This window comes from Microbacterium aurantiacum (assembly GCF_031625015.1).
Taxonomy (GTDB): Bacteria; Actinomycetota; Actinomycetes; order Actinomycetales; family Microbacteriaceae; genus Microbacterium; species Microbacterium aurantiacum.
Genome location: NZ_JAHWXH010000002.1, coordinates 407,874 through 431,665, shown reverse-complemented (window position 1 = coordinate 431,665; position 23,792 = coordinate 407,874). Strand labels below are relative to the sequence as shown.

Sequence of the window (23,792 nt, the reverse complement as noted above, 5' to 3'; positions counted from 1 at the left end):
AACAGGAAGGAGATGCCATGGTCACCTTCGTCGACCGTGTGACCCTGCATCTGCGCGCGGGCAAGGGCGGCAACGGCTGCGTGTCGGTGCGTCGAGAGAAGTTCAAGCCGCTCGCGGGCCCCGATGGCGGAAACGGCGGCAACGGAGGGGACGTCGTCCTCGTGGCTGACCCTCAGGTCACGACGCTGCTCTCGTACCACCACTCGCCGCACCGCTCCGCCGGCAACGGCGGGTTCGGCATGGGCGACGACCGCTCGGGTGCCGCCGGCGAGCACCTCGAACTTCTGGTCCCGGTGGGGACCGTGGTCAAGGACGCCGATGGAACCCCACTGATCGATCTCGTCGAACCCGGAACCCGGTTCATCGTCGCCCCCGGCGGCCGCGGGGGTCTCGGAAATGCCGCCCTCGCCAGCCCCAAGCGCAAGGCGCCCGGCTTCGCCCTCCTGGGCACGCCCGGGTGGGAGGGCGACGTCCTCCTGGAGCTGAAGACGGTCGCCGATGTCGCCCTCGTCGGCTTCCCGTCGGCCGGGAAGTCCAGCCTCATCGCGGCCGTGTCCGCTGCGCGTCCCAAGATCGCCGACTACCCGTTCACGACGCTGCATCCGAACCTCGGCGTCGTCGAGGCCGGTGAGGTGCGCTTCACCGTGGCCGATGTGCCCGGTCTGATCGAGGGTGCGAGCGAAGGCCGCGGTCTCGGCCTCGAGTTCCTGCGACACGTCGAGCGCTGCAGTGTCCTCGTGCACGTCCTCGATTGCGCGACCCTCGATCCCGGCCGCGACCCGCTCACCGATCTCGACGTCATCGTCGCCGAACTCGCGGCCTATCCCGTCCCCGATGGGCAGACCCCCCTCCTCGAGCGGCCTCAGGTCGTCGTCCTGAACAAGGTCGACGTCCCCGAGGCGCGCGATCTGGCGGACCTGGTCCGGCCGGACCTCGAGGCGCGCGGCTATCGCGTCTTCGAGATCTCCACCGTCAGCCGCGAAGGCCTTCGCCCGCTCTCGTTCGCCCTGGGTGAGCTCGTCGCCGCGCACCGGGTAGAGCAGGCCGCGGCTCCGGCACCCGAACGCGTCGTCATCCGACCGACCGGCGCCGACAGGGCGTTCGACGTCCGCGTCGAAGGCGGGACCTGGGGCAACATCTATCGCATCCTCGGCGAGAAGCCCGAGCGTTGGGTGCAGCAGACCGATTTCACCAACGACGAAGCGGTCGGCTACCTCGCCGATCGACTGGATCGCATCGGCGTCGACGATGCTCTCTACCGCGCCGGTGCGACGCCCGGGGCGACCGTGGTGATCGGGGCCGGCGACGGCGTCATCTTCGATTGGCAGCCGGCCCTGAGCTCGGCTGCGGAGCTGATGACCGCCCCGCGCGGCACCGACCCCCGCCTGTACCAGGGCGGGCGCCGCACGACGAGCGAGCGGCGCGAGAAGTATCACGAGCAGATGGACGCCAAAGCACAGGCGCGCGCAGAGCTGGAGGCCGAGCGCCGCGCCGAGCAGCACGGGTGGGATGTGGAGGAGGACGCGTGAGCGCCTTGCTGCGCACCGACATCCCGGGCGCGCGTCGCGTCGTGGTGAAGGTCGGTTCCTCGTCGATCAGCGGTGAGAACACGCACAAGATCGGACCGATCGTCGATGCGCTCTCCGTGGCCCACGCGCGGGGGACAGAGGTCGTCCTGGTCTCCTCCGGAGCGATCGCCACGGGGATGCCGTTCCTCGCCCTCGACGAGCGACCGAGCGATCTCGCGACGCAGCAGGCCGCGGCGGCGGTGGGTCAGAACATGCTCATCTACCGCTACCAGGAAGCCCTCCGCCCGTTCGGGATCGTCGCCGGCCAGGTGCTCTTGACCGCCGGAGACCTCGAGAACTCCACGCACCGGTCGAACGCCCGTCGCGCCATGGAGCGCCTCCTGGGGCTGCGCATCCTCCCCATCGTCAACGAGAACGACACCGTTGCCACACACGAGATCCGCTTCGGCGACAACGATCGACTCGCCGCCCTCGTCGCGCAGCTGATCGGCGCCGACGCTCTCGTCCTCCTGAGCGACATCGAGTGTCTCTACACCCGCCCGCCGGGAGAACCGGGTGCGCGTCCGATCACCGACGTCGAGGTCGGCGACGATCTGCGGGGCTACGAGTTCGGCTCCGTCGTCGTCAACAGCGTCGGCACCGGCGGCGCGGCGACCAAGGCGTCCGCCGCGCGCCTGGCGGCGACGGCCGGGGTGGGTGTGCTGGTCACGAGCGCGGATCTGGTCGGTCCCGCTCTCGACGGCGCCCCGGTCGGTACCTGGTTCCATCCCGATCCCGCCCCGCGCCCCACGTCCATGACCGGCTCCGTCCGCGCCGTCGATAGGCTCAAGGGATGAGCGTCACCGTGACCACCGCCCGTGAACGGATGGAACTGGCCAAGACGGCTTCGCGCGAGATCGGCCTCCTGTCGGACGAGCGCAAGCGTGACGTCCTTCGGTCTCTCGCGGATTCGATCGTCGCCCACACCGACCGGATCGTCGCCGAGAACGCCGAGGACCTGTCCCGGGGCCGCGCGAACGGTCTGAGTGACGGCCTGCAGGATCGGCTCCGATTGGATGCGCCGCGCGTCGCCGCTCTGGCCTCTGCCGTCCGCGACGTCGCCGAGCTCCCCGACCCGGTCGGCCGCGTCCTGGACGAGCGGGTCATCGGTGGCGGTGTCCGATTGACGAAGGTGAGCGTGCCGTTCGGCGTCGTGGGATCCATCTACGAAGCGCGCCCGAACGTCACCGTCGACATCGCAGCACTCGCCCTCCGTTCAGGCAACGCCGTCGTCCTGCGAGGAGGGACGGCTGCGGAACGGACCAACGCGGCACTCGTCGGGGCGATGCGGGACGCACTGCGCGCGCAGGACGTCGACCCCGAAGCCATCCAGACGCTCGACGATCTCGGCCGTGACGGTGCACGCGACCTGATGCAGGCGCGTGGGCTGGTCGACGTGCTCGTGCCGCGGGGGAGCGCGCAGCTGATCGAAACGGTGGTCACCCAATCTCAGGTGCCGGTCATCGAGACGGGCGCCGGCGTGGTGCACATCGTCGTCGACGCCTCCGCGCGCGAGGACTGGGCGCGCGAGATCATCGTGAACGCGAAGGTCCAGCGGCCGAGCGTCTGCAACGCCGTGGAGACCATCCTCGTCCACCGGGATGCCGCCGACCGGCTCGTCCCGGTCATCGTCGCCGACCTCCAAGAGCAGGGTGTGACCGTGCACGGCGACGCCGGTGTCGCGGCACGTGCGACGGATGTCGTGCCCGCCACGGACGCCGACTGGGCGCAGGAGTACCTCAGCCTCGACGTGGCGATGCGGATCGTGGACGACATCGACGACGCGATCGCGCACATCCGGACGTTCTCGACGCAGCACACCGAGGCGATCATCACGGAGGACGAGGGCAGCGCCGAGCGCTTCCTCGCGGAGGTCGACGCCGCCGTCGTCGTCGTCAATGCCTCGACCCGTTTCACCGACGGCGGCGAGTTCGGTTTCGGCGCGGAGGTGGGGATCTCCACGCAGAAGCTCCATGCGCGCGGACCGATGGGGCTTCCCGAGCTCACGAGCGTGAAGTGGCTTGCGCGAGGCGCCGGGCACGTCCGGGCCTGAACGCCTAAACTGAATACGACTGCGCCCCGCGCGGCCGACACTCGAACGGAGCACGCATGACACTCGCCACGATCCTCACCCTCGCAGCGGAGGAAGCCGAACACGGGAACGTCGCGCTCGAAACCGTGGGGTACGGGATCGTCGCACTCGTCGTCTTCGGTGCCCTGGCGCTGGTGACCGTGTCGTATCGCAACGTCGCCAACCGCCACTCGCACAAGGCCGAGGCCTACGCGAAGGCCCACGCGAACGACATCCAGCGTGCAGGACACGGGCACTAAGCCCACCGCATGACAGCGACACGGGCCCCGCGGATCGGGGTGATGGGCGGCACGTTCGACCCCATCCACCATGGTCACCTCGTCGCGGCGTCCGAGGTCGCCCAGTCCTTCGATCTCGACGAGGTCGTCTTCGTCCCGACCGGCGAGCCCTGGCAGAAGACGGAGGTCTCGCCCAGCGAGCACCGGTACCTCATGACGGTGATCGCCACGGCCTCCAATCCGCGCTTCACCGTGAGCCGCGTGGACATCGATCGCGCCGGACCGACGTACACGATCGACACGCTGCGCGACCTCGCCGAGCAGCGTCCCGGGGCGGAGCTCTTCTTCATCACCGGCGCGGATGCGGTGGCGCAGATCTTCAGCTGGCGGAATCACGACGAGCTGTGGGCGCTCGCCCATTTCGTCGCGGTCTCGCGTCCAGGCCACGTGCTGAACACCTCGGGACTCCCGAGCGAGGACGTGAGCCAGCTCGAGATCCCCGCGCTTGCCATCTCTTCCACCGACTGTCGCGATCGCGTCGAACGCGGACACCCCGTGTGGTACCTGGTCCCCGACGGCGTCGTCCAATACATTGCCAAGCACCACCTCTACCGGAGCAAGGAATGAACACACCCGAGCAACCGGCCACCCCGCCCCTCACCCGCAAGCAGCTGCGCGAGATCCGGAACACCGGCGCGACACCGGTGATCCTCCCCGCGGAGGCCGACGCGCACGCAGCCGCCACCCGGGAGGAGGCAGCCCCCGCGTCGTCCGAAGACCGTGATCTGCCCGTCGACGGCGATGCCCCCGAGACCGCCGACGCCGGCTCGATCGAGGACGAGCACGACCTCGATTCCGACAGCGCTCCGGCACCGGTCGCGGTGCCGGTGATCGAGGCCATCCCCGCCCCTCTCCCGCGTGCGGCCGATGAGGCGAAGATCGCCGAGACGCCCGCGCCCGATTCCTCGGTCGATCTCGGCGCCGCACCACTGACCCGACGGCAGGCACGTCAGCAGGAGCGCATCCGCACGGCATCCGTTCCCGTCATCACACCCGAGATCGCCGCCGCCTCGCTCGCAGGCTCGGCCGCGCTCGTCGCGACGGAGCCTGGGCCGGAGTCCGCAGGCGACGCCACGTCGAAACCGGGCACGGACGCGCGCGATGCCTTCGGCCGGAAGCTCGACGACGCGGGCGAGGCGACCACCGATGCCGAAGACCGACCGGTCGTCGGCGCGGCCTTCGGCGCGGACCTCCTCGCCGGGGAGACCCCCTCCGTCGAGCTCCCGCCGTCGTTCGACCAGCTTCTCGCACGCTCATCCAGCGGGTCGGCGACGGCGTCCAATGCGCTCATCATGACGCAGACGCCGGAGGTGTCCGCGCTCGTGGCGCCGGTGACCGCCACCGGCGAAGTGCTCATCACCGGCACCTTCAACCTGCCCGAGGGGCTCGGCTCCACCGGACACGCGCTCGGCACGGCCGACGGCAAGGATGTCGATGCCGTGCTCGTGGACGGAGAGCTGCCGGCGCACTCGTCACCGACACCGATCGCCGCCAGCGCCGCTGTCAGCACAGCCAAGACGCCCGGAGAGATCATCACCCCACCGGCGCCCGAGAAGGGCAGCCGCCTCATGATGACTCTCGCCATCACCGCGGGAGCTCTCGCATTGGCGCTCGTCGGCGTCCTCATCCTCGCTTTCGTCACAGGAGTCTTCGCATGACCGACCGAACCGTCCCCCGCGAGATGCTCGCCGTCGCCGCCGCTGCCGCCGATTCCAAGGGCGGTGAGGACCTCGTCGCGCTGGACGTCTCGGGGCCCCTGCCGCTCGTCGACATCTTTCTCGTCGTCACCGGACGCAACGAGCGGAACGTCGCCGCCATCGCCGACGAGATCGAGGACCGTCTGCTGGAGCACGGCTTCAAGCGCCTGCGCCGCGAAGGACGCCAGGAGTCGCGCTGGATACTGCTCGATTTCGGCGACCTCGTGGTGCACGTCTTCCACGAGGAGGAGCGCATGTACTACGGTCTCGAGCGTCTGTGGAAGGACTGCCCGGTCGTACCGATCGACCTCCCCGCCACGTCCACGGCGGACTGACGCCGGTTCGGCGGAGCGCTCCGGATGTTGTAAGCTGGGGGAGTTGCCCCGGGAGATCCGGGAAGACGTCAGGGCCTGTGGCGCAGCTGGTAGCGCACCTGCATGGCATGCAGGGGGTCAGGGGTTCGAGTCCCCTCAGGTCCACCAGATGATCCCCCCGGGAACACCGGGGGGATTTGCGTTCCTGCAAGCGAGATGATCGCGGCGTCCGTCCACTACGGTGAGCACGTGATCACCACGCAGCCGCGCTGCCCGCACTGTCGCGGGTTCGTCTACCTCGACACCCTGATCTGTCCTCGGTGCGAGGGCGAGCTCGGGTATCACGTCCTCACCCGTCAGTTCCACGGCATCCGTCACGGCCGCGTGGTGATCGACGGCACCCAGTGGTACGCGTGCTCGAACCGGGAGTGGGCCTGCAATTGGCTGGTGAGCGAGGATGCGCCGGCAGGACGGTGCCTGTCGTGCCGCCTCACCCGCCGGCGACCGGAGTCCGACGACACCGTGGCCCTGGACAAGCTGGCGCGCACGGAGGAAGCCAAGCGGAGACTCCTCCTCCAACTGTCCGACCTGGGGCTCCCGATCGCGCCGTGGCACGCGAAAGAGGGGGGACTGGGTTTCGACCTGCTCTCCAGCCTCACTGACGGCCGACCGGTGACGATCGGGCACGCGAACGGCATCATCACCCTGGATCTCGCCGAGAGTCTCGATGATCGGCGCGAGGCGCTGAGGATTCGTCTGGGCGAGCCGTACCGGACGATGCTCGGACACCTCAGGCACGAGTCCGGACACTACTACCAGAACGTCCTCCTCACCGACGACCGCGCGTGGTGGGCCTGCCGCGACCTGTTCGGCGATGAACGGTCCAGCTACCGCGATGCCCTCGACCGGCACTACCGGCTCGGCGCCCCCGAGAACTGGCACGAATCGTTCATCTCGGAGTACGCGACGATGCACCCCTGGGAGGACTTCGCAGAGACCTTCGCGCACTACCTCCACATCACCGGCACGCTCCAGACGGCGGCGAGCCTCGGTATCCACCTGGATGCCGAGGCGACGACCTTCCGCGACACGGACGTCGTCCCCCAGGCCTCGTATCGGAACGAGTCGGTCCAACGCCTGCTCGATGACTGGGAGTGGATCGCGCAGGCCCTCAACCGGACGAACCGGTCCATGGGGCACGGCGACCTGTACCCCTTCACCCTGGTGGCTCCTGTCCGCCGGAAGCTCTCCTTCATCCACGACCTCGTGACCCGGGCGCCGTTGGACCCCGACGCTCAGATCGCGATCGCGACGGCGGTATCGGTGGACACCGAGCGGGCGTGAGGCGGCGCGCGTACGCTGGAAGGATGCCGTCACCGATACGCGCGGGCGCCGTCGGGCTCTTCCTCGCCGCGAGCATCGTGCTGGGCTCCCTCAGCTCCGTACATGCCGCGGAGGACCTGCCGGACGTCGCCGAGACGACGGGGGCGCGCGGCGTCGCCGTCGCGGGGACATCGGATGAGCTCGCGGCGCACGCCGAGGCGCTCGTGTCACGGATGGACACCGCCGAGCGCGCGGCGAGCGTCGTGATGGGGCACCTGCCGACGACGGACCCGGCCGTCCTCGAGCAGTACATGCGCGAAACGGGCATCGGGGGGTTCATCCTGATGGGCGCGAACATCCCCGCGTCGGAGGGCGAGCTGCGCGCCGTCACCTCGGCGTTGCAGGTCGATCCGGAGCTCCCACCGCTCATCGGCATCGACCAGGAGGGCGGCGACGTCTCCCGCCTTTCGTGGGACGACAATGCCTCCGCGCGGACTCTGAAGAACGCCCCGGTCGACGACGCGGGCACCGCGTTCGCCGCCCGAGCCTCCCTCGTCGCTCGCGCGGGGGCGACCGTGAACTTCGGCGTCGTCGCCGATGTGACCGACGACCCCTCCATGTTCATCTATGCGCGTGCGCTCGGCGCAACACCGCAGTCCGCCGCGGATCACGTCGGTGCCGCCGTCCGGGGCGAAGCGGGTCTCGTGCTGTCCACCGCGAAGCACTTCCCCGGCCACGGAGCCGCCCCCGGGGATTCCCATCAGGGGATCCCGACCACCGACATGACGCGTGCAGAGTGGGAGACGCGTGACGGTGCGCCGTTCCGCGCGGCCATCGAGGCCGGCGTGCCGCTGGTCATGCTCGGCCACCTCGCCTACACCGATGTCGATACCGCACCGGCGTCCCTCTCCTCCGCATGGCACGACATCCTGCGGGACGACCTCGGATTCACCGGTGTCGCGATCACCGACGACCTCGGGATGCTCCAGGCCTCCGGCATCGCCGCATACGACGACCCGGTCGCCAACGCGGTGTCCGCGCTTGCGGCGGGAAACGACATGGTGCTGTCGGTGATGTTCACCACAGCCGATACGGCGCCGGCGATGGTGGCCGGCATCACCGCCGCGGTGGAGGAGGGAACCCTGTCCTCAGGTCGGCTCGAAGAGGCCGCCACCCGGGTGATGGCGCTGCGCCTTTCCACCGCCGCGCAGGGCGACACGCTCATGCCCTGCACGGAATGCACGGCGATCCCCTAAGCGGGCGTCGATGCGGGAGACGCAGCGATCTCCACGAGGCGCGCCCTCAGGCCCGCGCCTCGCTCCGTGAAGATCCGCTGACGTCGCCCGTACTCGGCCTTTCCCGCGGCCGTCTCGATGGCGATCGCTGCGTAGCCCCAGTCGGTCAGATCGTAGGGGGAGGCCCGCATGTCGACCTCGCGGATGTCGCAGGCCAGCTCGAAGCAGTCGAGCAGAAGCTCGCCCGGGACCAGCGGCCCGAGTTTGACGGCCCACTTGTAGAGGTCCATCCCGGCGTGGAGGCATCCCGGCTGTTCGGTGTCGAGCTGGGTGTCGCGCGTCAGCGGGAGGGGATTTCTCGGCGCGGCCGCCGGTGTGAAGAACCGGTAGGCGTCGAAGTGCGTGCAGGCCAGGTCGCTCGACTCGACGACCGCGTCGGTCGCCGCCCGACCCAGCCGGAGCGGGATGTCGTGCCGGATGTCGGGGGAGCGGTAGACCATGGCCCACTCGTGCAATCCGAAGCAGCCGAACCGCGGTCGCCGCCTCGCCGTGGCGACGAGGAGCGCGTGGATGCCGCCGATGAGCGCGGCCTTCTCGTTCCGGAAAGAGTCCACGTCCACCACGAGGTCCTCCGTGGAGTCGGCGCGGCGATACCACCGCCACGACGATCGCCCGGTGTCTCCGGCGTCCCGGAGGACGACACCCGCGCCCGGATGCCAGCGGCGCAGCAGCGCGGGCTTGTAGCCGTAATAGCGGAAGAGGAAGTCCATCACGGGATGCCGCTCGCCCCGGGCTGCACGGTCCCGGTGCGCCCGCGTCATCGCGTCCGCACGCTCACGATGGCGGCGTTCGAGGTCGCGCCATTCTTCCGGCGCGAGCGACACGAACGCGCCGCCGTCGACCGCGAGGAGGCTCATGCGGCGTCCGGGGCCGGCTGGATGAGCTCGGGACCGTTGTTGCGCACGTTCCCGACAGCGCTCCCGATCACGCGATCGTCGAGAGTGTGCACCATACTCGGCGCGGCATCCATAGCGGCGTCGAGGACGTCGCCGACGTTCTCCGTCGAAGGGTCCAGCCATGCGTCGGCATGATCGGCGTCGACCATCAGCGGCATACGGTCGTGGATGTCCGCGAGCGCACCGACGGAGCTCCGGGTGAGGATGGTGAAGCTCAGCACCCAGCGGGCCGGATCATCGTTGGCGCGACCGGGATCCCGCCACCACTCGTACAGTCCCGCGAGGAAGAGCGGGGCGTCGTCGGCGGCGTGGAGGTAGTGGGGGACCTTGCCCGCCGGGCCCGTCTTCCACTCGTACCACCCGGTGCACGGCACGATCGCCCGGCGGGAGACGAGGGCGTTGCGGAACATGGGCTTCTGCTCGACCTCCTCCGCCCGGGCGTTGAACGCACGCGCGCCGATCGAGAGGTCCTTCGCCCAGCCCGGCACCAGCCCCCACCGCGCGGCCTCGACCCGGCGCAGCGGTGGTTCGGATTTCACCGAGTCGAGCACGATCGCCGCACGATCGGTCGGCGCGATGTTGAACGACGGGGCAGGGAGGTCATCGGCGATCACGTCCGCACGGAGCACCGACACCAGCTCTTCACCCGCTCGGGCCACGACGAATCGACCGCACATGCCGGAAAGCCTACGCGCGGGGGCCGACGTCGATCAGCGTGAGACGATCCCCACCTCGCGGAGACGGTCGAGAAGACCCGCGCCGTCGGATTCACTCACCCACGGCACCTCCGCCGCGGCGTGGTCGTTGACCGCGGTGCGTCCGCCGGCGAGGACGGCTTCCGCCGGGGAGAGCTTGCGGATCGCCACCGCCGCGACGTTCTCGGGATGCTCGTCCGTGAAGGTCGTGTAGATCTCATCATCGTGCTGGCCGTCATCTCCGACCAGGAGCCACCGGACGTCGGGGAACTCCTCGGCCAAGCGGCGGAGGTTGGCGAGCTTGTGAGCCATTCCGCTGCGGAACCACCGGTCGTGCGTCGGGCCCCAATCCGTCAGGAGGAGCGACCCCGGCGGGAACAGGTGTCGGCGGAGGAAGCGGTTCAGCGTCGGCGCGACGTTCCACGCGCCCGTGGACAGATAGATGACCGGGCATCCGGGATGCTCGCGGACGACCCGCTCCATCATCACCGCCATCCCCGGCACGGGCTGACGGGCGTGCTCGTCGAGGACGAAGGAATTCCACGCGGCGATGAAAGGGCGGGGGAGCGCGGTCACCATCACCGTGTCATCGACATCCGACACCACACCGAAGCGCGTGTCCGCGCTCACCACGAACACGCGCAGGGGGATCGGGTCGCCGCCCTCGACCGTGACCTCCACGTTCTGCCATCCGGCGGGGAGCGATGCGGGCAGTCGCGTGTCGATGACGCCGCCGCGGTCGGCCACCACCTCGTGCGTGCGATCCCCGATCCGGACGGTGACCTGCGCGTAGCCGACAGGGACGGCGACGAAACTCCGCCACCCCCGCACGCTCTCCCAGCCGCCGGAGCGCCGCGCCCGGCCGCCCGCTCGCGGCGGAACGATGAGGACCCGCCCGAGCACACGGACCCAGTCCTCGCCGCCGTAGCCGGGGAACGGGGTCACGGTCGGGGTGAGTCCGCGTGCACGCGCACGCCGCTCGCGCCACGCGTGGAAGCGGTACTCCCATCGGGCGAGCCAGAGGATCTTGGGACGATCGGGGCGGGGGGCGCGCGAAGCCATCGCTTCAGTCTTCCATGCCCTCGCGCGGCGTCGCGGACGCCTCCGAGCCGTCGTCCCCCGTATCGAGGTGCTTGCGCTCGACCCGCTCGATGATCTTCTTCGACACGAACACCAGGATGAGGAAGACGAGGATCACTCCGACGAAGAGGTATCCCGCGAAGTGGATCCGGTCGGCGAGTTCGCGGTACGTGCCGGCGGCAGCGGCGGCGACACCGACGTAGAGGAACGCCCAGATCGTGCACGCCGGCACCGTCCAGGCGAGGAAGCGGCGGTAGGGATACCCGCTCATCCCCACGGTGAGGGGGACGAGCGAATGCAGGACCGGAAGGAATCGGGAGAGGAAGATCGCCGGCCCCCCGCGACGTCGGAGGTAGCGCTCGGAACGGACCCAGTTCTCTTCGCCGATACGGCGACCGAGCCGGGACCGGCGGATAGCCGGGCCGAGCCACCTCCCCAGGAAGAAGCCGATGGTCTCCCCGGCGAGTGCCCCGACGACGACCACGACACCCAGGAGGATCCCCTCGCCGATCGACGCCACTGCAGTGCCTGCGACGATGACGATGGTGTCGCCGGGAACGACCAGTCCGATCAGCACGCTCGTCTCGAGCATGATGGCGATCCCCGCGACGATGGTGCGGATCGCCGGATCGACGGACTGCACCGTGTCGAGCAGCCAGGTGAGGATCTCGTTCACACCCTCGAGCCTAGATCGCCGGCATCCCCCCTAGCCTGGAGGACGTGACGGCATCGACGACGGTGGAGGTCTCCGAGTGGGCGGACCCCGAAGCGGTCTTCGCGGTCTGGGAGCAGCGCTCGGACGACGTCTTCTGGCTGGATGCCGGCCCCGACGCGACGACCGGGTGGAGCTGGGTCGGATCGGGGAAACGCGCCCCGGATGAAGCCGTCGCCTCGGTTCCGGCGGGCGGCGGCGAGCCCCCGTCCGTCTCGGTGGGTCCTCTCGCCGGCGGATGGGTGGGGTGGATGCCGTACGACCGGGCCGCCGCGCTTGCCGGCGCTCCCGCGACGGAGGAGCCCGGCCGCGCCGCAGGCCGCTGGGTGAGTGCCGACGCCGTGGTGGGTTTCGATCACGCACACCGTCGCGTCCGGATCCGCGCGGCACCCGCCGATCTTCCTGATCTCATCGCTCTCGTGCGGCGGGCACCGTCGCCCGCGCCACCGCCACCCGCGGCTGCGTCGCAGGCACGGGCACGCCACACCCCGACCCGTTACCGCGCGCTGATCGCAGCCTGCCGCGATGCCATCCGCGAGGGCGACGCCTACCAGCTCTGCCTCACCACGCGCTTCGACGTCGACGGCGTCGAGGATGCGGCATCCGTCTACCGGCGGTTGCGCGCGCTGACGCCGGCACACCACGGCGGATTCATCCGCATCGGCGACACGAGTCTGCTCAGCGCGAGTCCGGAGCAGTTCCTCGGCGTCCACGGCGGACGGGTCCAGACCCGTCCGATCAAGGGCACGCGGCCGCGAGGCGCCACCCCGGAGGAGGACCGGGCGCTGGCCGCCGATCTTGCGGCGGACCCGAAGGAGCGCGCAGAGAACGTCATGATCGTCGACCTCATGCGCAACGACCTCTCGCGCGTGTGCACGCCCGGCTCGGTGGGCGTGGACCACCTCCTCGACGTCGAGACCTATCCCGCGGTCCATCAGCTGGTGAGCACGGTCTCGGGGGTCCTGCGACCGGACGTCACCGTGGGCGCTCTGATGGCCGCCACCTTCCCGGCCGGCAGCATGACCGGCGCTCCGAAGCTCTCCGCCATGACGCTGCTGCATGGCCTGGAGGCGGCCCCTCGCGGCGTGTACTCGGGCGCGTTCGGGTGGGTCGGGGCGGATGGTGCGCTCGATCTCGCCATGACCATCCGCTCGATCGTCGTCACGGGCGCTCGCGCGTACGTGGGTGCGGGCGGCGGGATCACCTGGCGATCCCGGCCGGATGCCGAGGTCGCGGAGGTCGGCATCAAGGCGCGCGGGCCCCTTTCCGCGCTCGGCGCACCCGTGCCCGACGGCTGGTGAACGGCCCGTTCCGCTAGCCTGGACGTTGCGCTCTCGCGCGACACCCGGCATCCCCCACGATTGGTCTTTCTGTGTCTCAGAGCTCCGCACCGCTGCCCGCCGCCGACGGCGGAGGCTACGACGCGCACGCCGTCCAGACGAAGTGGCAGCAGCGATGGGAAGCCGCAGACCCCTTCCGCGCCGGCGGGCCAGAGGACACGCGGCCCCGCAAATACGTGCTGGCGATGTTCCCGTACCCGTCGGGCGACCTGCACATGGGGCACGCCGAGAACTACCTCTACTCCGACATCGTGGCGCGCTTCTGGCGTCACCGCGGCTACAACGTCCTGAACCCGATCGGATGGGACTCCTTCGGACTGCCCGCGGAGAACGCCGCCATCAAGCGCGGTGCGGACCCCCGCGAGTGGACCTACGCCAACATCGAGCAGCAGAAGGCGGGTTTCCGCCAATACGGGGTCTCCTTCGACTGGAACCGGGTCCTGCACACCAGCGACCCCGACTACTACCGCTGGAACCAGTGGCTCTTCCAGAAGCTCTACGAGCGGGGCCTGGCCTACCGGAAGGCCAGCCCGGTCAACTGGTGCCCGAACGATCAGACCGTCCTCGCCAACGAGCAGGTCGTCGACGGACACTGCGAGCGATGCGGCCACGAAGTCGTGAAGAAGAAGCTCACGCAGTGGTACTTCAAGATCACGGACTACGCCGACCGGCTCCTCGACGACCTGAACCAGCTCGAGGGCTTCTGGCCATCGAAGGTCCTGCGCATGCAGCGCAACTGGATCGGCCGCTCCGTCGGCGCCGACATCGACTTCGAGATCGAGGGGCGCGCCGAGAAGGTCACCGTGTTCTCGACACGACCGGACACGCTGCACGGGGCGACCTTCATGGTCGTCGCGCCCGACAGCGACCTCGCGGCCGAGCTCGCCGCCGGCTCGACGGCGGAGGTGCGGATGCGCTTCCAGGACTACCTCGAGCGCGTGCAGCGCGAGACGGACATCGAACGCCAGAGCACCGATCGTCCGAAGACCGGCGTCTTCCTCGACCGCTTCGCGATCAACCCCGTCAACGGCGAGCGGCTGCCGATCTGGGCGGCCGACTACGTCTTGGCGGACTACGGACACGGTGCGGTGATGGCCGTTCCCGCACACGACCAGCGCGACCTCGACTTCGCCCGCGCGTTCGATCTTCCCGTGAAGGTGGTCGTGGACACCACCGCACCCATCACGGGCGCCATCCCGGTCATCGAGCTCGATGAGAACGGCGACCCGATCGACCCGACCCTGGACGACCCGTCTCTCGACGACATCGACCCCGCCCGCACCGGCATCGCCCTGACCGGCGAGGGACGGCTCATCAACTCGGGTTCGCTCAACGGACTCTCCAAGCGCCACGCGATCGCTCGGATCGTGGAGGAGCTGAGCGCTGCCGGAACCGGCCGCGCCGCGAAGTCGTACCGTCTGCGCGACTGGTTGATCTCCCGCCAGCGCTTCTGGGGTACTCCCATCCCGATGATCCACACCGAAGACGGCGGGATCGTCCCCGTACCGGAGGACCAGCTGCCCCTCACGCTGCCGGATGCGAGAGGAATCGATCTCACCCCCAAGGGCGCCTCCCCGCTGGGCGCGGCATCCGCGTGGATGCAGACGCAGGATCCCGAGACCGGTGCGCCCGCGCAGCGCGACCCCGACACGATGGACACGTTCGTCGACAGCTCGTGGTACTTCCTGCGCTTCCTCTCGCCGGGCGATGCCACACAGGCGTTCGACCCGGCGCAGGCCGCACGCTGGGCGCCCGTCGACTTCTACATCGGCGGCGTGGAGCACGCCATCCTGCACCTGCTGTACGCCCGCTTCATCACCAAGGCCCTGTACGACATGGGTCACCTGGACTTCACGGAGCCGTTCTCGAGTCTCATCAATCAGGGGATGGTGATCCTCAACGGCGCGAAGATGTCCAAGAGCAAGGGCAACCTCGTTCTCTTCCAGGAGGAGCTGGACGCTCACGGCGCGGACGCGCTGCGCGTCGCGCTGGCCTTCGCCGGTCCCGTCGAGGACGACAAGGACTGGGCGGATGTCTCGACCACCGGAGCGACGAAATTCCTCTCGCGGGCGCTGCGCGTCGCCCACGACGTCTCGAGCGAGCCGGATGTGATCTGGGCCGAGGGGGATGCGGCGCTGCGTCGCGTGACCCACCGTCTGCTGGCCGATGCCCCGGGCCTGGTCGAGCAGACGAAGTTCAATGTGGTCGTCGCGCGACTCATGGAGCTCGTGAATGCGACCCGGAAGGCGATCGACTCCGGGCCCGGTGCCGCCGACCCCGCTGTGCGCGAGGCTGCGGAGGCGACGGCCATGATCCTGGATCTCTTCGCACCGCACGTCGCGGAGGAGATGTGGGAGGTCCTCGGGTACGACGGATTCGTCGGTCTCGTGACGTGGCGACAGGCGGATCCCATGCTGCTCGTCGAAGACAGCGTCACGACCGTCGTGCAGATCGACGGCAAGGTCCGGGCGACCCTCGACGTCTCGGCGCGGATCGACGCGGCCGAACTGGAGCGACTCGCCCGAGCGGACGCGCGCATCGTCAAGGCTCTCGGCGACCGCGAGGTCGTCCGGGCCGTGGTGCGCCCGCCGAAGGTGGTCAGCTTCAGCACCCGCTGACCCTCCTCCCCAGCAGGGGATCCGCCCGATGCCGTCCACGGACGGGGGAGGACGACGGATGCCGCGGCCGCATCCGCCTAGCGTGTGAGCGTGTCCGCCCCTCTCCCCGTGTCCGAAGCGGCGCCGAGCGCACGACGGTGGGGATGGGGAGCGGCGGTCTCGCTGGTCCTCATCGTCCTCGTCGTGACGATCGGGATCGGCATCGTCCGCTCGGCGAGCGGGCCGACGGCGGTGGTGCCGGCCGACCCGCCGGGCTCCTCGCATGGCTCGGATCCGACCGGTGGCCCGCCCCGCGTCGACGATGCGACGGAGATCTTCGTTCACGTTTCCGGACAGGTGCGGAGCCCGGGGCTCTACGTCTTCGCCGACGGCGCGCGTGTCGTGGACGTGGTCGCCGCCGCCGGGGGATTCGCCGATGGCGCGGATCGTGCCGCGGTGAATCTCGCCCGTCCCGCGGTCGATGGGGAACAGGTCCACATCCCGGCCCCGGGGGAGGCGCCGCCCGACGGCGCCGCGGCGAGCGGCGGTTCCGCAGCAGGTGGGCCCGCGGGCAGCGGGCCGCTCGACCTGAACACGGCGGATGCGGCCGCACTGGACACCCTGCCCCGGATCGGGCCTGCCATCGCGCAGCGGATCATCGAGTGGCGAGAGCAGAACGGCCCCTTCTCCAGCGTCGAGGATCTGCTGGCGGTTCCGGGGATCGGCGAGAAGCTCCTGGCGGGGCTCCGCAAACAGGTGCGGGTATGACGGACACCGTTCCGCGCCGCCGTCGCGCTCTGCGTCGTCTGCGCGTCGTACCCGCCGCGGCATCGGTCTGGGTGACCACGGGTGTGCTCGTCCATCACCCGGATGGGGCCGCCGGGGCATGCGTCGCGCTGTGGGCCTGCACCGTCGTGGTCGTGGCGGTGATGGTGCTGCGCGTCCGAGCGGGTCGGACGGGTGCGGCGCCCATGATCCTTGCACTCTCCCTCGCGCTGGCCGCGTCCGCCGCGTCCCACGTGGCCCTGGCCGAGCCTCGACGCGACGCGGCGGCAGGACTCCTGCTCGACGCGCCGGGCCGGCTGGAGGTCACCGCCGTGGTCGTCGGGAAGATCGAACCCTCGGCCCACGGCGCCTCGTTCGTCGCCCGCGCGTCGTCGGCATCCGTGTCGGGTGACGAGCGGCCGCTCGGCGCCGACCTCGTCGTCGCGCTGAGTCACCAGGACCGCGCGGCTGTCGGCCCCCGGCTCGATGTCGGCGCGACGGTGCGCGTCATCGGAAGCGCGGCGCCGGCTCGGAGCGGTGAGCGCGCCGTCGTGCGACTGCGCGCCGTCGAGGCACCGCAGATCCTGCACGCGCCGGAGGGGGTCTTCGCCGTCGCGTCCGACCTCCGGCACGGCCTCGTGCGCGCGGGCGACCCGCTCCCTGCGCCCGGAGCGGGCCTGATCGCGGGTCTCGCCGTCGGCGACACCTCCGCGGTCTCGCCCGAGCTCGACGCGGCGATGAAGGCGACCTCGCTCTCGCATCTCACGGCGGTGTCCGGAGCCAACTGCGCGATCGTGGTCGGGATCTCCTTCGTCCTCTCCGCGGCTCTCGGCGGCACCCGTCGTACCCGAGTCCTCGTCGGCGTCACGGTGCTGGCGGGCTTCGTCCTGCTCGTGACCCCCGAGCCGAGCGTCGTGCGGGCGGCGACCATGGCCGCGGTGTCGATGCTCGCCCTTCTGCTCGGACGTCCCGCCGCCGGGATCGGCATCCTCACCCTCACGGTCAGCGTCCTGCTCGTCCTCGATCCGTGGCTGTCCGCGTCGCTCGGCTTCGCGCTCTCCGCCGCGGCGACGGGCGCGCTCTTGCTGTTCGCCCGTCCGCTCGCCGAGGGCTTGTCGCGGGCACTCCCGCGATTCCTGGCGCTCGCGCTGGCGGTCCCCCTGGCTGCACAGCTCGCGTGCGGGCCGCTGTTGATCCTGATCACCCCCGAGGTGCCGCTCTGGGGGGTGCCGGCGAACCTCCTCGCCGCACCCGCCGCACCCGTGGCGACCGTCGTGGGTCTGCTCGCCTGTCTCGCCGCCCCGTGGCCGACGCTGCAGAACGGGCTCACGATGCTCGCATGGCTCCCGGCATCCTGGATCGCGGGGACGGCGACGGCGCTGTCGGACCTGCCGCTGCGCACCCTCGACTGGATGGACGGGATCGGCGGCGCGGTCTCCCTCGCGGTCGTCGGCGTGTGCGTCGGGGTCGTCGTCGCGGGCCTCCGGGGATCGACCCTCCTCGCGCGCGCGACGAGGGTCTTCACCGCGGCTGTCTTGGCGGTCGTCATCGGTCTCGCGGGCGGACGCATCGCCCTCGAATCGGTGATCGGGCCCTGGACCCTGCCCCGGGACTGGACGATCCTCGCGTGCGATGTGGGCCAGGGCGATGCCGTGCTCGTCCGCTCCTCCGATGTGGTCGCCCTCATCGACACCGGCCCGGATCCCGAGCGGCTCTCGCACTGCCTCGCCCGAGCGGGAGTCGCCCGCATCGATCTGCTCGTCCTCACGCACTTCGACCTCGACCACAGCGGGGGGATCGACGCGATCGTCGGCCGCGTCGGCCGCGTGCTGCACGGGCCCGTGGAGCCTCAGGATGCGGTGACCCTCGGCGTGCTGGAGGCCGCGGGCGCCCGGGTGACCCGCACCGGCAGGGGTGACACGGGTCTCCTCGGCGACGCCCGGTGGCGCACGGTGTGGCCCGTCCCCGGTCCCGGCGCCGGCGAGCCGGGAAACGACGCCAGCGTCGTGCTGGAGATGTCCGGTGGGGGAGTACCCGATTCCCTGTGGCTCGGCGACCTCTCGGCCGCGACGCAGCGGGTCCTCGGGGCCTCGGGGGCGCTCGATCCTCCGTACGCCCTGGTGAAGGTCGCGCACCATGGGAGCGCCGATCAGGATGCCGGTCTGTACGCCCTCGCCGCACCCGCCATCGCCCTCGTCCCGGTCGGCGCGGACAACACCCACGGGCACCCTCGTGTGGAGGCCCTCCGCATCCTCGACGAGGTCGGCGCGACCGTGGCACGGACCGACCGAGCGGGAGTCGTCGCGATCGTCCGCGTTCCCGAGGGGTGGCGGATCTGGAGCGAGCGGACGGACGGCTGAACGGTCGGACGTCAGCGCCCGCTTGTAGGCTGAGAACCATGTCCGCCGCGCGTCGTCCCGCTGCCCGAGGGCCGAAGAGCGCGATCCCGCAGATCTCGTGGCGCAGCCCGCAGCCCGCCCCGCTCGTCCTCGTGTCCGGCCCCGAGGAGGTCTGCGCCGAGCGTGCGATCGCGGGCGTCCGCGATGTCCTGCGCGCGGCGGATCCGAGCCTCGAGGTCTCAGACGTCCGCGCGGACGACTACGCCCCCGGGACGCTCCTGTCGCTGACCTCGCCCTCTCTGTTCGGCGAACCCCGCCTCATCCGGGTCAGCGGCGTCGAGAAGTGCAGCGACGCGTTCCTCACCGAAGCCCTCGGATATCTCGAGGCTCCCCAGGAGGGGGCCACCGTCATCCTGCGCCACACCGGTGCGACGGTGCGCGGGAAGAAGCTCCTCGACGCCGTGCGCAGCGGACGCGGGGGAGGAATCGAGGTCTCGTGCCCCGCCGTCAAGAGGGATTCGGACCGCTTCGACTTCGCCGCGGACGAATTCCGCTCGGCGCAGAAGCGCATCGCACCGACCGCTCTGCGGGTCCTGGTCTCCGCATTCGCCGATGACCTCACCGAACTCGCGGCCGCGTGCCAGCAGCTGATCTCCGACGTCCCGGGCGACATCACCGACCAGGTCGTCGAGCGCTACTACGGCGGCCGCGTCGAGACGTCGGCCTTCGTCGTGGCCGACACCGCCATCGCCGGCCGCTACGGCGATGCCCTTGTCGCGCTGCGGCATGCCCTCGCCTCCGGAGCGGACCCGGTGCCACTGGTGGCGGCGATCGCCTCCAAACTGCGCACGATGGCTCGCGTGGCGGGCCATCGTGAGCCCTCGAGCGCCCTCGCTGCGCGCCTCGGGCTGAAGGACTGGCAGGTCGATCGCGCACGGCGAGACCTCAGTGGCTGGAACGAGACCACGCTCGGCATGGCCATCCAGGCCGCCGCGCGCGCCGACTCCGAGGTGAAGGGCGCGTCACGCGACCCGGTGTTCGCCGTGGAGCGTCTGGTCACGGTGATCGCCACGCGGAGCCCGTTCGGTCGCTGAACCGGGGACCCGTGAACGACGAAGGCCCGCTCCGTGGGGAGCGGGCCTTCGTCGTCACTGCAGGACGTCAGATGGACGCGACCTGCTTGGCGATCGCCGACTTGCGGTTCGCAGCCTGGTTGGCGTGGATGACGCCCTTGCTCACAGCCTTGTCGAGCTTCTTGTTGGCCTTGCGCAGCGCGGTCTCGGCCGCGGCCTTGTCGCCCGAGGCGACGGCCTCGCGGGTGCGACGCACCTCGGTCTTCAGCTCGCTCTTGACCGCCTTGTTGCGCTCGCGGGCCTTCTCGTTGGTCTTGTTGCGCTTGATCTGCGACTTGATGTTCGCCACGTGTGGACGTTCCTTCGCTCGGAGTGATGGTGGAGTGCCGGTGACGCGAGAGGGGCGCCGCGGCGGTCGTGCGGTGAACCCACACGCAAGCCAAACAAGGATTCTACCAGGTCTGCTCGACCGTCGCGATCGCCAGGTCGAGCACGGCGTTGAACACGCGCGGCCGCATCGCGGTGACGAGGTGACTCGTGCGCGGAACGACGATGAGCTCGGCGTGCGGAGCGACCCGCCTGAACAGACGCTCGTTCACCCTCAGCTGGTCGAACTGGCCGTTCACGAACCACAGCGGAACCTCGATCCGCGCCAGGGCCGTCAGCAGATCTAGCACCGACAGACTGCGGAGGGCGACATCCTGCGTGTCGAAGGCATAGCCCCCCGCCCCGAAGTCGGCGCGGGTGTCGCCGGGGAGCGTGAGATCGAGGACCCGGTCGGTGAGCCACATCCCGCGATCGGGCAGAGCGTCGAAGCGGCGCGCGAGGAATCGGTAGGCGGCGAGTCCGGGGCCGCGGGGGATCGCGGTGCACGATGCCGCGATGAACGCCGCCAGCGGCGGCCGCTCCTCGGCGCCGGCGTACTCGATGCTCAGCAGTCCGCCCATCGAATGTCCGACGAGGATGACCGGACCCCGCGTCGCGGCATCGCGCACGGCGCTGTCGATGGTGGCGAACGCGCCGGCGACGGAGAACTCCTCCGACATCCGCGATCCGTGGCCGGGGAGGTCCACGGCGAACGCGCCGACACCACGGTGCTGGAGGTGGGTCACCTGGGCGCGCCACATCGTCGCGGACGTACGGATGCCGTGGACCATCACCACCTGGACGACCATGCCGTCAGGCTAAGCCACCACCCCCGTAGAATCGTCGAGACATGTCACCTCGCGCCCTGAAGCCTCTCGAGCCGTCCGCCACCCCGCCGGAGCTCATCCGCAACTTCTGCATCATCGCCCACATCGACCACGGGAAGTCCACGCTGGCCGACCGGATGCTGCAGATCACCGGCGTCGTCGCCGACCGCGACATGCGCGCCCAGTACCTCGACCGCATGGACATCGAGCGCGAGCGCGGCATCACCATCAAGTCCCAAGCCGTGCGGATGCCGTGGGAGCTGGGCGACTCCGCTTACGCGCTGAACATGATCGACACGCCCGGTCACGTCGACTTCACCTACGAGGTCAGTCGGTCGCTCGCGGCCTGCGAGGGGGCCATCCTCCTCGTCGACGCCGCTCAGGGCATCGAGGCGCAGACGCTGGCGAACCTCTACCTCGCCCTCGAGAACGATCTGCACATCATCCCGGTGCTCAACAAGATCGACCTCCCGGCCGCCGACCCAGAGAAGTTCGCCGCCGAACTCGCCGGACTCATCGGCGGCGACCCCGCCGACGTGCTGCGCGTCTCGGGCAAGACCGGGATGGGTGTGGAGGCCCTGCTCGACCGCATCGTCGAGCAGATCCCGGCACCGACGGGCAACGCGGACGCGCCGGCCCGCGCGATGATCTTCGATTCGGTCTACGACGCCTACCGGGGCGTCGTGACGTACGTGCGCATGGTCGACGGACAGCTGTCACCCCGCGAGCGCATCCAGATGATGTCCACGCGCGCGACCCACGAGCTCCTCGAGATCGGCGTCTCCAGTCCCGAGCCGACTCCCACCCGCGGACTCGGCGTGGGAGAGGTGGGGTATCTCATCACCGGCGTGAAGGACGTCCGTCAGTCCAAGGTGGGCGACACCATCACGCACCACCGCGTGCCTGCGTCCGAAGCCCTCCCGGGATACACGGACCCGAAGCCCATGGTGTTCTCGGGCATCTACCCGATCGACGGCAGCGACTACGGCGACCTCCGCGAGGCGCTGGACAAGCTGAAGCTGTCGGACGCCTCCCTGCAGTATGAGCCGGAGACGTCGGTCGCGTTGGGATTCGGTTTCCGCTGCGGCTTCCTCGGACTTCTGCACCTCGAGATCATCACAGAGCGCCTCGCACGCGAGTTCGGCCTCGATCTCATCACCACGGCCCCCTCGGTGACCTACGAGGTCACCACCGACACCGGTGAAACGGTCACGGTGACCAATCCCAGCGAGTATCCGGACGGACGGGTCGCCTCGGTCTCCGAGCCGATGGTCAAGGTCGGCATCCTGCTCCCGAAGGACTACGTGGGCACCGTCATGGAGCTCTGCCAGACCCGACGCGGCAGCCTGCTGGGCATGGATTACCTCAGCGAGGACCGCGTCGAGCTGCGCTACGACATGCCGCTCGGCGAGATCGTGTTCGACTTCTTCGACCAGCTGAAGTCCAAGACGCAGGGCTACGCGAGCCTCGACTACGAGCCCAGCGGGCAGCAGGAGGCCGACCTGGTGAAGGTCGACATCCTGCTCCAGGGCGACAAGGTGGACGCGTTCAGCTCGATCGTGCACCGGGAGAAGGCGTACGCGTACGGAACGATGATGACCGAACGCCTGCGCAAGCTGATTCCCCGCCAGCAGTTCGAGGTGCCGATCCAGGCCGCCATCGGCGCGCGCATCATCGCGCGCGAGAACATCCGCGCGATCCGCAAGGACGTCCTCGCGAAGTGCTACGGCGGCGACATCACGCGCAAGCGGAAGCTGCTGGAGAAGCAGAAGGAGGGCAAGAAGCGCATGAAGATGGTCGGACGCGTCGAGGTCCCCCAGGAGGCGTTCATCGCCGCGCTCTCCGGGGATGTCGAGGGCAAGGCCGCGAAGTAGGCTGGTCCCCATGCGTCGAGGAAGCTTCCGGGACGACACGGTCGATTACGCCGCCGTCGGAGCCACCCAGGCCCCCGATCTCATGCAGTATCCGCCCGAGCGCAGCATCCCTGCGGAACAGTCATGGCGCATCGGCAGCGGCGAAGCGCGGTTCCGCTCCGCGGGCGAGGCGCTGCTGTCGTGGACGGCGCAGCGCGGGGCGGGACTCGCACTGAGCGATGTGCGTCCGGCCGCCGGGCCCACCTACGCCGGAGTCAGCTTCGACCCGGAGGGCGTGCCCGTCGCCCCGAGCAGGAGCGAATCGGACGTGCGCTACGACGCCGACGGCACCCCGTACGTCGCCGGCGGGACGACGGTGCGCGTGGCAGGTCGCGTGGGCGGAATGCGGGCGGATGCCGAGCTTCGGGTCATCTTCGCCGTCGACGAGCCGCGACGGATCGGTTTCGCGATCGGCACCGTGGGCGATTCCGTCGTCAGCGGCGAGGAGTCGCTCATGCTGGACTGGCACGACAACGACGAGGTGTGGTTCACCGTCCGCGCGTTCGACGCTCCGAAGGCCCCTCTCCACCGACTGTTCCCCGCGTTGACGCGGAGGCGGCGACGTGCGCTCTTCTCCGGCTATCTCCGCGCCATCTCACCTCTGTACACGACGTCGGCCTGA

The 23,792-nt window shown here is 70.1% G+C and carries 22 protein-coding genes and 1 tRNA gene; 17 read left to right on the top strand and 6 right to left on the bottom strand.

Features of this window, described 5'->3' with window-relative positions:
* Nucleotides 1-17: 17 nt before the first annotated feature.
* The 10 genes from obgE (at nt 18) to KZC50_RS11640 (ending at nt 8,528) form a co-directional block, all read left to right on the top strand.
* Nucleotides 18-1,529: a GTPase ObgE gene (gene obgE, locus KZC50_RS11685; protein ID WP_310891789.1), complete on the top strand. Its 1,512-nt coding sequence runs from the start codon at nt 18-20 to the stop codon at nt 1,527-1,529.
* Complete coding sequence (gene proB, locus KZC50_RS11680; RefSeq protein ID WP_310891788.1) at nt 1,526-2,365, top strand: glutamate 5-kinase; 840 nt, start codon at nt 1,526-1,528, stop codon at nt 2,363-2,365. The genes obgE and proB overlap by 4 nt, the downstream gene beginning before the upstream one ends.
* Entirely contained in the window at nt 2,362-3,621 is a 1,260-nt protein-coding gene (locus tag KZC50_RS11675; protein ID WP_310891787.1) for a glutamate-5-semialdehyde dehydrogenase, read from the top strand. The genes proB and KZC50_RS11675 overlap by 4 nt, the downstream gene beginning before the upstream one ends.
* Nucleotides 3,622-3,677: 56 nt before the next feature.
* Nucleotides 3,678-3,899 carry a hypothetical protein gene (locus KZC50_RS11670; RefSeq protein ID WP_053548264.1) on the top strand — a complete coding sequence of 74 codons (222 nt, stop codon included), beginning with the start codon at nt 3,678-3,680 and terminating at the stop codon, nt 3,897-3,899.
* 9 nt (nt 3,900-3,908) lie between these two features.
* A complete protein-coding gene (nadD, locus tag KZC50_RS11665; protein ID WP_301135358.1) occupies nt 3,909-4,505 on the top strand; it encodes a nicotinate-nucleotide adenylyltransferase in 597 nt (198 codons plus the stop codon).
* A complete protein-coding gene (locus tag KZC50_RS11660) occupies nt 4,502-5,596 on the top strand; it encodes a hypothetical protein (RefSeq protein WP_310891786.1) in 1,095 nt (364 codons plus the stop codon). The genes nadD and KZC50_RS11660 overlap by 4 nt, the downstream gene beginning before the upstream one ends.
* On the top strand, nt 5,593-5,970 hold the full coding sequence (gene rsfS / locus KZC50_RS11655; protein WP_301135355.1) for a ribosome silencing factor: 378 nt from the start codon (nt 5,593-5,595) through the stop codon (nt 5,968-5,970). Before KZC50_RS11660 ends, rsfS begins: the two co-directional genes overlap by 4 nt.
* A 71-nt stretch (nt 5,971-6,041) precedes the next feature.
* Nucleotides 6,042-6,117: transfer RNA gene (locus tag KZC50_RS11650), tRNA-Ala, on the top strand.
* Nucleotides 6,118-6,198: 81 nt separating this feature from the next.
* The gene (locus tag KZC50_RS11645) at nt 6,199-7,293 is read left to right on the top strand and encodes a zinc-binding metallopeptidase family protein (RefSeq protein ID WP_231718037.1); all 1,095 of its coding nucleotides are present in this window, start codon (nt 6,199-6,201) and stop codon (nt 7,291-7,293) included.
* A 23-nt stretch (nt 7,294-7,316) separates the two neighbouring features.
* Nucleotides 7,317-8,528, top strand: coding sequence for a glycoside hydrolase family 3 N-terminal domain-containing protein (locus KZC50_RS11640; RefSeq protein WP_310891785.1), 1,212 nt, complete (start codon nt 7,317-7,319; stop codon nt 8,526-8,528).
* Here KZC50_RS11640 and KZC50_RS11635 read toward each other — a convergent pair.
* The 4 genes from KZC50_RS11635 to KZC50_RS11620 are packed head-to-tail and all read right to left on the bottom strand — an operon-like array spanning nt 8,525 to nt 11,914.
* Nucleotides 8,525-9,424 carry a 3-methyladenine DNA glycosylase gene (locus tag KZC50_RS11635; protein ID WP_310891784.1) on the bottom strand — a complete coding sequence of 300 codons (900 nt, stop codon included), beginning with the start codon at nt 9,422-9,424 and terminating at the stop codon, nt 8,525-8,527. The two genes, KZC50_RS11640 and KZC50_RS11635, sit on opposite strands and share 4 nt — an antisense overlap.
* A complete protein-coding gene (locus tag KZC50_RS11630; RefSeq protein ID WP_310891783.1) occupies nt 9,421-10,140 on the bottom strand; it encodes an SOS response-associated peptidase in 720 nt (239 codons plus the stop codon). Before KZC50_RS11630 ends, KZC50_RS11635 begins: the two co-directional genes overlap by 4 nt.
* A gap of 33 nt (nt 10,141-10,173) precedes the next feature.
* On the bottom strand, nt 10,174-11,220 hold the full coding sequence (locus KZC50_RS11625; protein WP_310891782.1) for an App1 family protein phosphatidate phosphatase: 1,047 nt from the start codon (nt 11,218-11,220) through the stop codon (nt 10,174-10,176).
* Nucleotides 11,221-11,224: 4 nt separating this feature from the next.
* Entirely contained in the window at nt 11,225-11,914 is a 690-nt protein-coding gene (locus tag KZC50_RS11620; protein ID WP_310891781.1) for a DedA family protein, read from the bottom strand.
* Nucleotides 11,915-11,958: 44 nt separating this feature from the next.
* Here KZC50_RS11620 and pabB point away from each other — a divergent pair, with 44 nt between their 5' ends.
* The 5 genes from pabB to holA all read left to right on the top strand — a co-directional run bounded on the left by pabB (nt 11,959) and on the right by holA (nt 20,085).
* A complete protein-coding gene (gene pabB / locus KZC50_RS11615; protein WP_310891780.1) occupies nt 11,959-13,251 on the top strand; it encodes an aminodeoxychorismate synthase component I in 1,293 nt (430 codons plus the stop codon).
* Between the two features lie 71 nt (nt 13,252-13,322).
* Entirely contained in the window at nt 13,323-15,908 is a 2,586-nt protein-coding gene (gene leuS / locus KZC50_RS11610; RefSeq protein WP_301135204.1) for a leucine--tRNA ligase, read from the top strand.
* Between the two features lie 90 nt (nt 15,909-15,998).
* On the top strand, nt 15,999-16,655 hold the full coding sequence (locus KZC50_RS11605) for a ComEA family DNA-binding protein (protein WP_310891779.1): 657 nt from the start codon (nt 15,999-16,001) through the stop codon (nt 16,653-16,655).
* Nucleotides 16,652-19,012: a ComEC/Rec2 family competence protein gene (locus tag KZC50_RS11600; RefSeq protein WP_310891778.1), complete on the top strand. Its 2,361-nt coding sequence runs from the start codon at nt 16,652-16,654 to the stop codon at nt 19,010-19,012. The genes KZC50_RS11605 and KZC50_RS11600 overlap by 4 nt, the downstream gene beginning before the upstream one ends.
* A gap of 38 nt (nt 19,013-19,050) precedes the next feature.
* Nucleotides 19,051-20,085: a DNA polymerase III subunit delta gene (gene holA / locus KZC50_RS11595; protein WP_301135209.1), complete on the top strand. Its 1,035-nt coding sequence runs from the start codon at nt 19,051-19,053 to the stop codon at nt 20,083-20,085.
* A gap of 67 nt (nt 20,086-20,152) precedes the next feature.
* On the opposite strand, the gene rpsT is transcribed toward holA, so the two are convergent.
* Nucleotides 20,153-20,413, bottom strand: coding sequence for a 30S ribosomal protein S20 (gene rpsT / locus KZC50_RS11590; protein WP_053548615.1), 261 nt, complete (start codon nt 20,411-20,413; stop codon nt 20,153-20,155).
* 103 nt (nt 20,414-20,516) lie between these two features.
* A complete protein-coding gene (locus KZC50_RS11585) occupies nt 20,517-21,239 on the bottom strand; it encodes an alpha/beta fold hydrolase (RefSeq protein ID WP_310891777.1) in 723 nt (240 codons plus the stop codon).
* A gap of 41 nt (nt 21,240-21,280) precedes the next feature.
* Here KZC50_RS11585 and lepA point away from each other — a divergent pair, with 41 nt between their 5' ends.
* Both lepA and KZC50_RS11575 read left to right on the top strand, forming a co-directional pair.
* Nucleotides 21,281-23,131 (top strand): translation elongation factor 4, encoded by a 1,851-nt coding sequence (lepA, locus tag KZC50_RS11580; RefSeq protein WP_310891776.1) that lies wholly within the window; start codon nt 21,281-21,283, stop codon nt 23,129-23,131.
* 10 nt (nt 23,132-23,141) lie between these two features.
* Complete coding sequence (locus tag KZC50_RS11575; protein ID WP_053548618.1) at nt 23,142-23,792, top strand: DUF1990 domain-containing protein; 651 nt, start codon at nt 23,142-23,144, stop codon at nt 23,790-23,792.